Below are 14,078 nucleotides of genomic sequence, written 5' to 3' on the forward strand. Positions count from 1 at the left end.
AGCCAGAGGCCTTAACGCCTCTGGCTTTTGTTTATCCAGACTAAAGTGCCTTACCTTTAATCAGTTTACGCATCCACATTCGATTGGGGTTAAGCAGGGCTAACGTAGCCATATCCAGTGGTATTATCTCCCCGCACAGTTGAGAAGCTAGGGCTTCGGCAGCCAGTGGTCCTGTGGTAATTCCCCTCGAACCCAATCCACCCAAAATAAACAGGCCATGATGAATGGGGGCCGGATTATCCTTCCAGAACTTGATGCTGGCCTTAGTATGTTGATGCAGCTGGTAATTTTCTAGCATTACATGGGTATCGGGGGCGCAGCCCAGCATAGGCGCATGATCCCGAGTGACCATACGCACGCCGACTCTGGCACTGTGTCCTGTGATATCTATATCGTCGACCCATGCCTTGTTTTCGAAACTGTGCTGCATCTTTTTAAGGTTATCTAGCTGCTCGTTAGGACAGTAATCCAGATGCTCTGGGTCTTTAACGTAACTTGCACCTGTGCAATGAAGCTGGTCATTGCTCGGTGTCAGGTAGCCGTGGGAGCACAGAACCGTAGTGAGCTTTGCCAACTCATTGCGGGCAGGAATATGACTGACTTGACCCCTGAATCCGGTTGCCGGCAGGAGTTTACTCTGTTCGAACTGAGTTAATCCACGGCCATTAGCCAGGACTAAGGTGCTGAAGGGACCATGCTTAACTTCATTCACTGATCCATTTTTTGAATGAGCGTCAGCGTTCTGATACAGGTACCACTGACCTTGGCTTTGCTCGATACGGGTGATGTTACAGTTAAATAAGGCGCTGACATCGGCAATTTGGCTCGCTTTATCGAAAGCGGCTTGGGTAAAGTCTGGCGGACTTATCCAGCCACCTAATGGATAAAACACACCTTCCTGGTCTATATCTATGCTGGCGAGGTTGCTGGCTTCTTGTGCAGATACCCTGTGGGCTATCTCCTTCGGCCAGGCCTGAGCCGAGATGATGCGGTTGATTCTGCCACGGCTGCGTTCATCGTGGCCAGTATGCAATACACCGCAAAGTTCATTGGCGATGTTAAAGCCTTCATCGATCAGGGTGGTTAATCGCCTTCGGGTAAAGAGTAAACCTTGCTGAAAATATTGGCTAAGGGTGCCATTATCCGGGGTGAGCAGGGGATAAATTGCGCCTTGCTTGTTGCCTGAAGCTTGTTGGCTGAAGGCCTCATCCTGACAAAAAAGCCGCACGCTTTTATTTCGCTCCGCAAGGGATAGCGCAAGATGAGTACTGGCAATCCCACCACCTATAACAGCAATTTCTCCCTCTTTTGCCGGTAACTGAGGATAGTGCTGAAACCCATTGGCCTGAGCTTGTCTTAACGCCTGTCGCTCTTGCTGGGATATCTCGTCATTTAACTGAGCCGATGCAGGGGAGGGAGAGGTTTTTTCCGCTGCTCTAGCGTCTAATAAACAGTCTTTTAAAGAAGCGTCTGTTGAAGAAATGTCCGTTAGCGTAAAGCCTGCTACTTGGGCTAAGTTAACCTGTTGCTGGCTCATGTATAAGCTTGATAGCATGGCGGCGTTACTGCTGAGTTTGGCCATCTGCCATAATGTTTGCTCATCCAGTGAATGTTGATCTGACGTGTGCAGCCAGGCATGGATATAAGATGCCTGGTATGCAGGCGCCACGGTGTTGCTTAAACTTGAATGTATATCACCGAGATACAGGTCGATGAGGCAACGTCCTTGATTTAAAATCAGTCTCTGGCAACCCGGTATTGCCACTAGCTTGGCATCGATAAGCTGTTTAATGGCCACTTGCTTGTCTAAACATGAACCAGAGTCTAAATCGGTATGGGCCGGTTCTTGACACGCTTGGCCCTTTTGGTATTGAGTTTGAAGTGCGACGAGTTGCAGATTTATGCGCTCAATGGCTGAGTAATCAGCTTCGAAAACCTTCACATAAAATCGAGTATCTGCCATGGACTTTTGTTGTAATATGATGACAGATAGCAGTTGCTGTACATCACAGAGTCCTATTTGCCCTAATGATAATTTTTTTTTGTCAGGATACATTCTAGCTATTTGCTCATGAAATGAGTCGAAATGACTACAAATACGGCTATTTACCATCTTTTCTTCACGTTCTTGGGTCAAGGAATTTACTCTGTGTCTTACTTTAGGCATTATTTTACCCGTGTTTATGGAGAGCTGACCACTTTATTGTGCTAAAAGCGATATTATTACCGTAGCAAATTTAGTACTGAAAGTACTAAATGTACTAAATGGAAAGAAATAATGAAAAGAGTCGTGATCACCGGACTTGGCGTAGTTTCAAGTATTGGTAACAATAAGCAAGAAGTCACTGAGTCACTGAAAGCTGGCCGCAGTGGTATTACCCACTCTGCTCAGTTTGAAGAAATGAAACTTCGCAGCCGTGTTTGGGGCGAAATCACCTTAGATCCGAAAGAACATATCGACCGTAAAGCACTTCGTTTTATGGGTAAAGCCGCAGCCTATGCCTATGTTGCCATGGCTGAAGCCATTAAAGATGCCGGTCTAACTGAAGAGCAGTATTCAGATCCTCGTGTGGGCATCATAGCCGGTACTGGTGGGGCTTCGTCGGCTAACCAGGTACAAGCCGCGGATATATTACGTGAGAAGGGCATTAGGCGTGTCGGTCCGTATATCGTGCCGCGTATCATGTCTAGCACCGCGAGCGCTTGCTTAGCGACACCGTTCAAGATTAAGGGCATGAACTATTCAATCAGTTCTGCCTGTGCAACCAGTGCTCACTGTATTGGCCATGCCGCTGAACTTATCCAGATGGGTAAGCAAGATATGGTCTTCGCCGGTGGCTCTGAAGAGGTTGATTGGACTTTGACCATGGGCTTCGACGCCATGGGTGCACTGTCGACTAAATATAATGACACGCCTGAAAAAGCATCTCGTACCTATGATGCAGACCGTGATGGTTTCGTTATCTCAGGTGGCGGCGGAATCGTGGTTGTCGAAGAGCTTGAACATGCGTTAGCACGTGGCGCGAAAATCTACGCCGAAATTATCGGTTACGGCGCATCATCTGATGGCTATGACATGGTTGCTCCATCAGGAGAAGGTGCCGTTCGTTGTATGCAGATGGCGCTCGCCGATGTCGATACGCCTATCGATTACATCAACACCCACGGTACATCTACGCCTGTCGGTGACATGCGTGAGCTTGAAGCTCTGCGTGAAACCTTCGGTGATAACTTGCCACCCTTCGCATCGACCAAGTCTCTGACGGGTCATGCACTCGGGGCTGCGGGTGCTCACGAAGCTATCTACAGCCTGATCATGATGGAACATGGCTTCATCGCGCCTAGTATCAATATCGATAACCTGGACGAGAAAGCCGCAGGTATGCCAGTAGTGACTGAATACCGTGAAGCTGACCTCACCACAGTGATGAGTAACAGTTTTGGTTTCGGTGGCACTAATGCGACCTTGGTCATGAGAAAGTATAAGTAACCTTCATCTGAACGTTACGTAAAGTGTGAGGTACTTTCTCTAAAGTACCAAACATAAAAAGGGAGCTTAGGCTCCCTTTTTTGTGTCTGGAACACTTATGTCAATTTTGCATGGATAGCTATAAATTGACTTTGTGTCTGGCATTCTCGTAGAGATAGTTATGTTAATTTGGCATGGATAGCTATAAATTGACTTTCTGTCTGACATTCTCGTCATGGGAGTCGGGACTTGTTGGATAACTAGTTAGTCGCAGTATCTGCTGTGATTTCATTGAGCTTTATTGTCTAGAGACTACAAGGTATAAAACCTTAGATGTCTGAGTTGTCGCTTCAGTTATCATTAACAATTGCGAATAATTTACGTTAACGATATTCATTAGCAAAATATATGGGTAACATCCCCCCCATTAAATTTCTAACAACAAGTTGTGATCATGGATCCAAAGATTGAATTATTAGCACCAGGCGGAGATGTTGATGCGATTAAAGCGGCGATTATTGCCGGAGCCGACGCTGTTTATTGCGGCTTAGATACCTTCAATGCTCGTAACCGTGCTGCTAATATTTCCTTTGAGGAACTTGTTGGTATCATACGTCTAGCACACCAGTATCAGTGTCAGATATTTCTTACGCTGAACATTGTTATTTTAGAAAATGAGTTTAAGTCACTGGTAAAGCTACTAAGTAAGTTGGTTAACACCAGATTAGACGGTGTGATTGTGCAAGATATTGGCATGTTCCATTTGCTCACAAAGCATTTCCCTACATTAGACATTCACGCATCGACTCAGCTAACTACCCATAATGTGGGTCAAATCCCTTTCTTGAAGAAGTTAGGCGCATCACGAGTTAATTTATCGAGAGAGCTTAATTTACGTGAAATAGCCGCATTAACTGAGGCTGGTCGTGAAAACGATATCACCACTGAAGTGTTTGTGCATGGATCCTTATGTATTGCCTTCTCAGGGTTATGCTATTCCACATCAGCCAGTGTGGGTAACTCAGGTAACCGCGGCCGTTGTAGTCAAGCTTGCCGTGAAGAGTATCAAACCACTGAGACAGGTAATAACTTTCCGCTCAATATCAAAGATAACTCGGCGTTTTTCGATCTACCGGCATTGATAGAAGCCGGTGTTCACTCGTTTAAGGTGGAAGGTCGTATAAAGGGCGCAAGTTACGTCCATACAGTAATAGACAGCTTTCGTAAGCAGATCGATGGTTTTCTCGCTACTGGAGAGCTGCTTGAAGATGGTGAGCGCCTCTATAAGGTATTTAACCGCGATCTGACCAACTCTTTTCTAAAGGGGGATTTAAATCAGTCGATGTTTATCGATAATCCCCGTGATAACTCGAAAAATCACCTTAAAGATAAGCTCACTCACAATGGCTTAAAGTCTATTTCGGTAGTACAAATTCATGATGCAGAGCAAGCATTACAGGTAGAAAAAAGCCAAATTCAAGCATCTGTCGACGATAAAATTAAACATCTCAGCATAGAAAAACTGCCACTGACATTGTCTTTCTCGGGTCAATTGGGCCAGCCGTTATCCATTACCGTGAGCACTCAAGACTTTATTATTGGCCAAACCCAGTTAGAGCATAAAACCTTTACGGTGCAGTCTCCTAGCCTGCTGACTATCAGTGATGATGCCAGCATTGATGCCAGTGCGATTGAGAAGCGATTTAAGAGTTTAAATAATGCAGAGTTCGATCTGCAGCAGCTAGTCACTGATGATTTAGCCGCTGGCCTTAGCATTCCTTTTAAGGAGCTGACTAGCTTAAAGAAGCAAGTGCTATTGCAACTTAACCATGAAACCCCAGTGTTACCAGCCGTTGAATTACCTAAACTGGCGAGGCATCCCAAGCCTGAAACACACAGGCCTAAACTGTCTATCTTGATCTGTGATGAGGCTGATATCGCCCTTGCCGATGTCACCGATGCCGACATTTACTTTAAGTTACCCGATGCCTATAAGCGCGGCTGTACTAAATATGTCGATTTTTTCAAACAAAACCCGCGTCTAATTCCTTGGTTCTCATCAGTGCTAATTGGTAAAGATTTTGATGCAGCGCTGAATATTTTAGAGCAAGTCAAACCTGAGCTTATTGTCACCAATAATACCGGTATCGCCAATCGCGCCTTTGAGCTGGGGATTAAATGGATTGCGGGTCCGTTTTTAAACACCACTAACTCTTATGCATTATTGGCCATGCAAGAGCAGTTTGATTGTCACGGCGCCTTTATTTCTAACGAAATCAATCATAATCAAATTAAACATATTGCACGACCTGAAAACTTCAAAATGCTATACAGCATCTATCATCCTATTTTGCTTATGGCGAGCAGACAATGCTTCTTCCAGCAAAGTGTGGGTTGTGAAAAACCGCGTATCGACAATGGCTGTATGCTGTCTTGCGATAAATCTACCAGCATCACCAATCTTAAAGGTGATGAGTTTGCTATCGATAAGCAAAAAGCAGGCTATCCCAGTATTTATAATCAAGACCAATTCTTAAATACCGAGATTATTGAGGATCTGGCTCATCTCTTTGATGGTTTTATGATTGATTTAACCAATATTGGCGCCGGAAATAAGCCATCACCCGACAAGGTGCTGCTCATCCAACAGTTTGAGCAGCTCCTCAGTGGCCAATCTAATGCGGTGACAAGCCTAGACAAGATGGTGCCACAATCGACGGTATTGCAATACCACAATGGCTTGTAACTTGTGGAATAACAAGTTTGAAGTATCTATTTAGGTGGGTTCATTGGGCTTTATTGTTATTTAATTTGTTTGCTAAGTACCATAGCGTTATTGGTGTTTATTGCCTGCAGCAGGTGCTGTAAATGGATTTACGAATGTTACGACCACAAGGATGTGAATGAGTGACCTCATATGTAGGTGCTTCTGTGGGACGCTGCAAGTACAGTCCCTGTAAGCTCTACCAAAACATCCATGTTTTGGAAGCCCACAGCCGCATCTACATCGGCTCATTCGTTTCTTCGATTGAGGTTTCTAAGTCTTCTCTAACGCGTTTCTGGACAAAAATGAGTTAACTTGTCGGATCACAAGTTACAAATATCTTCTTTGAATCGGTTCATTTAGCGGTTTTGGTGTTTGGTTAGTTTTCTGGTCACCAATACAGTATTGTTATCAAATGCCTGCCCGGCGAGGGATGTGCGAACACTTCTGTGACACGCTGTGAACACATCCATGTGCGCTCTACGGTTTCCAACAACTTCCATGTTTAAAGGCCAGTTCGGCATCCTAGCCTCTCGTTCGGAGAGTATCACTTCGTGATACCTCACCCTGAAACCGAAGGTCACAGCCGCGTTCAAAGCCAACTAACCAAGAGCCAACTAACCAAGACACCCAGAGCCAACTAACCAAGACACTCAGGATTGTCAGATGAAGATCCCTTGACTAAGCTTAAGTGAGAGTTGTTGAGAGGATTTGTTATGCCAACACCAAGAAAATCATTAGTAAGTTTGGAGGATACGTTATTCTACCACTGCGTATCTCGTTGTGTTAGAAAGGCTTTTTTGTGTGGAGTCGATCATTATACTGGTCAATCCTATGAGCATAGACGGGTTTGGGTTGAAAGTCGACTACTGGAGCTGGCATCTGTGTTTGCCATTGATATCTGTGCTTACGTCGTGATGAGTAATCATTTACATCTAGTGTTACGTATTGATGTGGAGCTAGCTAAGCATTGGTCAGATATAGAAGTGGTCACTCAATGGCAAAAGCTGTTTAAAGGCGACAGCCTTAATCACGACTTTGTTAAAGGTGAAGCACTTGAATCCTATCAACAAATTATCATCAACACTCGAGTAAAAGAGTACCGCTCAAGGTTGATGAATATCTCTTGGTTTATGCGGGCACTCAACGAACCTATCGCTCGTAGAGCCAATGCTGAGGACAAGTGTAAAGGCCGTTTCTGGGAGGGACGATTTAAGTCCCAGGCTTTACTTGATGAAGCTGCAGTACTTGCCTGTATGGCCTATGTAGATTTGAACCCTATCCGCGCTAAGATGGCTAAGACACCGGAAACCTCAGACTTTACTAGCATTAAACTGCGTATTAAGGCTGCGATTAAAGGTGAGCAGCCCAATACGCTACTGCCTTTTGTTGGTAACGAACATAAAGCAATGCCTAAAGGACTTATGTTTAGTGCTAAAGATTATCTGCAACTTGTTGATGATACAGGGAGGATAGTCAGAGCAGACAAGCGAGGCTCTATGAGTCAAGAGTCTGCTAAGATATTAAATAGACTTAATATCCCGCAAGAAAACTGGATAAAACTGACCACAGAGTTTACTAAGATTTTCAAAGGGCCCGTGGGCAACACCCAAGAGTTAACAGCGTATTGTGAACATCTTGAGCGCAAGCGTCGGCAAGGTGCAGCCAACTGCCATCGATGGCTAGATAACGGTTAATCAAGACCCTGAGATACCCATTTCAAATTATTATATTCAAGCATAACCAAACCGACGTTTGGGATTTTTGATGCTTGATTTTCAATAGAATAGTCTAAATTTCACTCATGACAGAATATTTGAGTATTGTTTAGGGTAGTAAGTGGGGGGATTGATAAATTGTGGAGTTTATCTGGCTGTGTTCGGCACTGGCGATCTTCCTTAGAATAAGAATGGGTGTCTTGGTTGTACTTGACCGAGTTAATCATGATCTATTAATGACTCAGCTGAGGAGCAAGGTACAGGATAAGCGCTTGTTGGCACTTATCGGTAAATACCTTCGTGCAGGTGTGATGGTCAATGACCAATTTGAAGCCAGTTTTGAAGGTGTGCCTCAAGGCGGTCCACTCTCGCCACTACTATCTAACATTATGTTGGATAGTCTGGATAAAGAGCTGGAAAGCCGAGGGCATAAATTCGCCCGCTACGCGGACGACTTTATCATCTTGGTTAAGTCTATTCGAGCGGGAGAGCGGGTACTCAAGAGCGTTACTCATTACCTTGCCATTAAGCTAAAACTGGTTGTTAATGAACAGAAAAGCCAAGTGGTTAAGGTCGGTCAAAGCAAGTTCCTCGGGTTTACATTTAACCGAGGAAAGATCCAATGGCATGCTAAGACGTTGCACATTTTCAAACAAAAGATGAGACGACTGACGAACCGAAATTGGGGCGTGAGTATGGGTTATCAGCTGTTTAAAGTGCGGCAATACATGCAAGGCTGGATCAACTACTTTGGCATAGCCAACGCTTACCAAGGATGTGTCGACTTAGACCATTGGATCCGTCGTCGAGTACGTATGTGCTACTGGCGTCAGTGGCGAAAGCCAAGGACTAAGGTACAAAATTTACTTAGACGTGGCGTCAGGATCCAATCAGCCGTTGCTTGTGGGATCACAAGTAAAGGGCCATGGCGAAGCTCGAAAACACCAGGGATACAGCAAGCGCTGAGTAATGATTACCTTAAGAAAGCGGGTTTATGTTCACTAAGAGATGGATGGATCGCAGTTCATTACCCTAACCAGAAAGTCTAGGTTAGGCGCTCTAAATGAACCGCCCTGTGCGGAGCCGCATGCAGGGTGGTGTGGGGGCTGGAGGCTAGATACCTCCGGCTACCCGATTAGGCCAATTGTAAATCTAGTCTTTCAGCGTAATGATGTAAAACCAATAAAACTAAATGCAACCTGAATGATGAATCTGCAGATTCAGAAAGACCTGGGTGTGAACCTTCTGGGTGCAATCGTTTCCAGAAACCCTCAACAAAACCAGTGCCATTATTTAAAAACTCATTGTAACTTGAGGAAAAAAATCCGGTGCGAGCTAGATCTTCTTTTCGTTGCTGTGTGGATGTTCCCGGGCCTGCGGATAATAATATATGACATTGATTAAAAAAATCTTCAACAAATGAACGAAGCTGAGCATTAGCAGCAGCCCAATCGCCACGACCATGAGCAGCAATAGCTTGTTCATAATGACCAACAGCCACAACAAGCCCCCTACGATTTAAAATATCTAGAAGCTTGTTTTCCGATTGAACAAGTGGTATAGCTGATGGTAGTGATTTACGGACAGATGAATCTGAAAGTTCATAGCCGTCTTTTGCTAGTGTATTTTCAAGTTCTGTAGTATTCGTTTGATGTGTTCGATTACGTAATAGATATTCTATTACATCCACCAAAAGCGGAGCTCCTGACTGCGTTTTAATATTACCATTTGCGATTAAATGCTTAGTAATCGAAGTTTCTTTTTCTTTCAGGTACTGACCTGATATAGCATCTTCCATTTCAAATTCGATTGAAAATCTTTCAACTTGATCCTTAGTTCTGAAGTTAAGTGTGTTCACCAATATTATTATACTTCTTTTTGAAAACATGCCGAACTCTCCGTATTGGCCTAACGCCCGTAACAAGGGCAAACGATTGAGCGTAGCGATTGAGGATTGTCCCATTGGTTACGCTTGTTATGTTTATTTTTAAATTAAGGAGAAAATTTTATGACCACACCATTATTAGAATCATTAGCTGAATGGGAAGATTCAGCTAAGAGCCTTAACCCCTTAGAGAGAGCACAATCTTTAATTGATTTGCTTAACTCAAAGATCGACTTTCAATCTCTTTCTGTAAGCGCTGATACAAGGAAATTAGTCCTGAGAGAGATTGCTCCCCGATAGGCTTATCATTGCTTGTATCATTATTAACTACTTTGCTAAGTTTAGTTACTTCACCAACAAGTATATTGTTAAGTGCGACTAACTCTGAATCAGTTAGTTCGGAAGGATTGGGGTTATTCATAATAGTTAATTCCTTTTAAGAGTGATTGACAGAAAATCGTAACACACAGCTAGTGTTGTATAAACATAACGCCCGTAACAAGGGCAAACGATTGAGCGTAGCGATTGAGGATTGTCCCATTGGTTACGCTTGTTATGTTTATTTTTAAATTAAGGAGAAAATTTTATGACCACACCATTATTAGAATCATTAGCTGAATGGGAAGATTCAGCTAAGAGCCTTAACCCCTTAGAGAGAGCACAATCTTTAATTGATTTGCTTAACTCAAAGATCGACTTTCAATCTCTTTCTGTAAGCGCTGATACAAGGAAATTAGTCCTGAGAGAGATTGCTCCCCGATAGGCTTATCATTGCTTGTATCATTATTAACTACTTTGCTAAGTTTAGTTACTTCACCAACAAGTATATTGTTAAGTGCGACTAACTCTGAATCAGTTAGTTCGGAAGGATTGGGGTTATTCATAATAGTTAATTCCTTTTAAGAGTGATTGACAGAAAATCGTAACACACAGCTAGTGTTGTATAAACATAACAGCTTATTAGCGTGAATTCCGATAAACACTCCGCAGACTGTCTGTTAATCTAACCGAAATAGTGCCGCTTATTCACAATGATTTTAGTAAGTTACCAGTAAGGTTTCTGTGAGACAATCGTCATTTTGTCTGAAAAAACCGAGAATTTAGATAATCGAGAATCAATTTGGGTCGTTATGTAAATCTCATAAACTATAAATTAAATATTTTTCAATACCATAGGTATTTCTCGCTTGGTAAACCGAGAATATCTAGGTTTACATAACGAGAAGAAAAATCTATTTTTTGCAAAACAGAGATTCATAGCTGTTCAATAATCCAGCTATGGAACCGTTACTTTCTTGTAAGTCAGTTGGTGTAGATGCGACCGCGAGCTTCGGCAGCAACATTTATCAAGCAACATTTATCAAGCCACCCACGATAAATAGGAGGTCGTTCCTCCAAATATCAACACTAACAGTTTAAGTGCTCGAAAGCCTGTAATGTCATGATTTATATTGAATTTAAATGTCAATCTGGTGAGTTTTATGCAGCTAGGATAAGTGGACACCCATAAGATTTTGGTACTTTAACTTAGTAGGCTCTTATTGCTGAGATCTAGTAATCCATTCTCGAAACGATGCTTATAATGCGCCACGGCAGTTACGTTCTATTTGATGCATTTTTCAATACATTTCTTATGGAAAATTCTGATTGCCAAAAAATGACTGAGTAATTGTACTAATAAGCAATGGGGCATTTCTGAGTTAGCTACATATCAATGAAACTCAAATGAAGGTGCGACCTCCAAACAAACCCGCCACATGAAGCTAAGGCGAAGCAAAGACAAAAATGTAACCAGCTTCATTCTCAAGCTGCGCTCATATTGTTAGAATGTGCCAACCAACGCATTCACCTCACTTTTTGGAACCCATGATGAAGATTATTGCCGATGAAAACATGCCTTATGTACAAGAGCTATTTGGCGATTTGGGGACGATTGAAACCGTTAATGGCAGGGAGCTGGCACCTGAGCAGGCCAAAGATGCCGATGTGCTCTTGGTACGCTCCGTGACTCAGGTCAATGGGTCTTTACTTGCGTTGAACAACAACTTGAAGTTTGTCGGCAGTGCCACTATTGGCACAGATCATATCGATACCGATTACCTTGCTACACGGGGCGTTCCCTTTAGTAACGCGCCAGGCTGCAATGCAACGGCAGTGGGAGAGTTTGCTTTTATCGCCATGCTGGAACTCGCTAATCGTTGCGGTGGTCAGCTTAAAGACAAGACTGTGGGTATCGTAGGGGCGGGTAACACAGGCTCGGCGGTGGCTAAGTGTCTTCAGGCCTATGGCGTGACTGTGCTGCTGCACGACCCGGTTATTCAAGATAGCGATCCCCGTGACTTTATCTCATTAGATGAACTGATTGCTCGCTGTGATGTGATCAGTCTTCATGTGCCTATCACTAAGACTGGCGAACATAAGACCTGGTATCTGTTCGATGAGGCCAGGCTCAATAGCTTAAAACAAGGCACCTGGTTGCTTAACTGCTGCCGCGGTGAGGTGATAGATAATCGCGCGCTGATTAAGGTCAAGCTGAAAAGGCCGGATATCAAGCTGGTACTCGATGTGTGGGAAGGGGAGCCTAATCCTATGCATGAGCTCATCCCTCTGGTCGAATTGGCGACGCCTCATATTGCAGGTTACAGCCTGGAAGGTAAGGCTCGCGGCACTTTTATGCTGTATCAGCAGCTGATGCAGGTACTGGGCAAAGATGCCGATAAGTCCATGACTGCGCTATTACCGTCTCTATGGAGTGTTCAGTTGGATATCGAGTCGATACCCAATCAAAAATCCCTGCTGCAACTTGCCCGTTTTATCTATGACCTTCGTGATGACGATGAATTATTTAGAAAAACCATCCTTGATGATTCATCAAAACCCCCCCAAGTTAATTCACTTAATAACAATGGCTTTGACCTTATGAGAAAAAATCACCTGCATAGACGTGAATTTAGTGCCTTAAGGCTAGTAAACACTGGGCATTCTGATGTAAATTGGCTGACTAATTTAGGTTTTTCAGGAATCGGACAGTAATTATGTCGCAAGAATTCAATGTTGTCGTATTAGGTGCATCGGGCACAGTGGGTCAAACCATAGTAGAGATCCTCGAAGAGCGCAATTTTCCCGTTGCGAAATTATTTCCTCTAGCCAGTAGTCGTAGCGCTGGTGGTACGGTCAGCTTTAACGGTAAACAGGTAGAAATTCTTGACGTAGACGACTTCGATTGGTCTCAGGCGCAGATAGGCTTCTTCTCTGCCGGTGGCGATGTTTCTGAAAAGTGGGCGCCTATCGCCGCAGAGAACGGCTGTGTTGTCATCGATAACACCTCTCATTTCAGATACGATAACGATGTCCCTTTGGTTATCCCTGAGGTTAACCCGGAAGCGATTGCCGATTTCCGTAACCGTAATATCATCGCTAACCCAAACTGCTCGACGATTCAGATGTTGGTTGCGCTTAAACCTATCTATGATGCATTTGGTATTTCACGTATCAATGTCGCCACATACCAGTCGGTATCGGGCTCAGGTAAAGAGGCTATCTCAGAGCTTGCAGGTCAATGTTCGAAATTACTTCAAGGTCTTCCTGTAGAGCCTAAGGTTTATTCAAAACAGATCGCCTTCAACGTGTTACCGCAAATCGATGAGTTTATGGAAAACGGTTACACCAAGGAAGAGATGAAGATGGTCTGGGAAACTCAGAAGATCTTCGGTGATGACAAGATTGTCGTCAATCCTACTGCGGTTCGAGTGCCGGTATTTTTCGGTCACTCGGAAGCGATACATCTGGAGACCATCCAACCCGCCGAAGCTGAAGATGTTAAGGCTGTGTTGCGTGAGGCTCCCGGGATTGAATTATTTGAATCCAATGAAGAGTATCCTACGGCTGTGACAGAAGCTGCTGGCACGGATCCTGTCTATGTGGGACGTGTACGCAAAGACATCTCTCATTCGCACGGCATAAACCTTTGGGTTGTATCTGATAATATTAGAAAAGGTGCGGCACTCAACAGTGTTCAAATAGCCGAGGTGTTGATTCGCGATTATTATTAATTTCGAATTTTATAATAGGTTAAATGCCTAGTTTGATGAAAAAGTCTGCAATGTGCAGGCTTTTTTTGTTTTTGCAGTTGTTTTTGAATTGTGAACAGTAGCAGACCTGGGATTTCTGGTTTATAGTAATCTCAATAAATACAATTACCTAAAGCTTCGCTGCTTGAATTGCAGCATCACTGCGCTTGAA

At 43.7% G+C, this 14,078-nt stretch carries 9 protein-coding genes and 1 pseudogene; 6 read left to right on the forward strand and 4 right to left on the reverse strand.

Annotated features, from left to right (window positions below):
* Positions 1 to 40 precede the first annotated feature (40 nt).
* The gene (gene mnmC / locus KT99_RS08150; protein WP_040571751.1) at positions 41 to 2,167 is read right to left on the reverse strand and encodes an FAD-dependent 5-carboxymethylaminomethyl-2-thiouridine(34) oxidoreductase MnmC; all 2,127 of its coding nucleotides are present in this window, start codon (positions 2,165 to 2,167) and stop codon (positions 41 to 43) included.
* Positions 2,168 to 2,278: 111 nt separating this feature from the next.
* Between mnmC and fabB the strand changes: the two genes are divergently transcribed.
* The 4 genes and pseudogenes from fabB to KT99_RS08170 all read left to right on the forward strand — a co-directional run.
* Positions 2,279 to 3,490 (forward strand): beta-ketoacyl-ACP synthase I, encoded by a 1,212-nt coding sequence (fabB, locus tag KT99_RS08155; RefSeq protein WP_005498845.1) that lies wholly within the window; start codon positions 2,279 to 2,281, stop codon positions 3,488 to 3,490.
* Between the two features lie 433 nt (positions 3,491 to 3,923).
* Entirely contained in the window at positions 3,924 to 6,215 is a 2,292-nt protein-coding gene (locus KT99_RS08160) for a peptidase U32 family protein (protein ID WP_005498846.1), read from the forward strand.
* A 734-nt stretch (positions 6,216 to 6,949) separates the two neighbouring features.
* A complete protein-coding gene (locus KT99_RS08165) occupies positions 6,950 to 7,930 on the forward strand; it encodes a transposase (RefSeq protein WP_040571752.1) in 981 nt (326 codons plus the stop codon).
* 233 nt (positions 7,931 to 8,163) lie between these two features.
* Positions 8,164 to 9,000 (forward strand): annotated as a pseudogene (locus KT99_RS08170) (reverse transcriptase domain-containing protein); the annotation flags it as partial.
* A gap of 86 nt (positions 9,001 to 9,086) precedes the next feature.
* Here KT99_RS08170 and KT99_RS20095 read toward each other — a convergent pair.
* From KT99_RS20095 to KT99_RS08185, 3 genes are all read right to left on the reverse strand, one after another.
* Entirely contained in the window at positions 9,087 to 9,839 is a 753-nt protein-coding gene (locus KT99_RS20095; RefSeq protein ID WP_050774336.1) for a hypothetical protein, read from the reverse strand.
* A gap of 214 nt (positions 9,840 to 10,053) precedes the next feature.
* Positions 10,054 to 10,257 carry a hypothetical protein gene (locus tag KT99_RS08180; protein ID WP_005498853.1) on the reverse strand — a complete coding sequence of 68 codons (204 nt, stop codon included), beginning with the start codon at positions 10,255 to 10,257 and terminating at the stop codon, positions 10,054 to 10,056.
* Positions 10,258 to 10,516: 259 nt separating this feature from the next.
* Positions 10,517 to 10,720: a hypothetical protein gene (locus KT99_RS08185; protein ID WP_005498853.1), complete on the reverse strand. Its 204-nt coding sequence runs from the start codon at positions 10,718 to 10,720 to the stop codon at positions 10,517 to 10,519.
* 985 nt (positions 10,721 to 11,705) lie between these two features.
* On the opposite strand from KT99_RS08185, the gene KT99_RS08190 reads away from it, so the two are divergent.
* Positions 11,706 to 12,869, forward strand: coding sequence for a 4-phosphoerythronate dehydrogenase (locus tag KT99_RS08190; RefSeq protein ID WP_040571753.1), 1,164 nt, complete (start codon positions 11,706 to 11,708; stop codon positions 12,867 to 12,869).
* A 2-nt stretch (positions 12,870 to 12,871) separates the two neighbouring features.
* Entirely contained in the window at positions 12,872 to 13,888 is a 1,017-nt protein-coding gene (locus tag KT99_RS08195) for an aspartate-semialdehyde dehydrogenase (RefSeq protein WP_005498856.1), read from the forward strand.
* Positions 13,889 to 14,078: the final 190 nt, after the last annotated feature.

Source organism: Shewanella benthica KT99, from assembly GCF_000172075.1.
Taxonomy (GTDB): domain Bacteria; phylum Pseudomonadota; class Gammaproteobacteria; order Enterobacterales; family Shewanellaceae; genus Shewanella; species Shewanella benthica_A.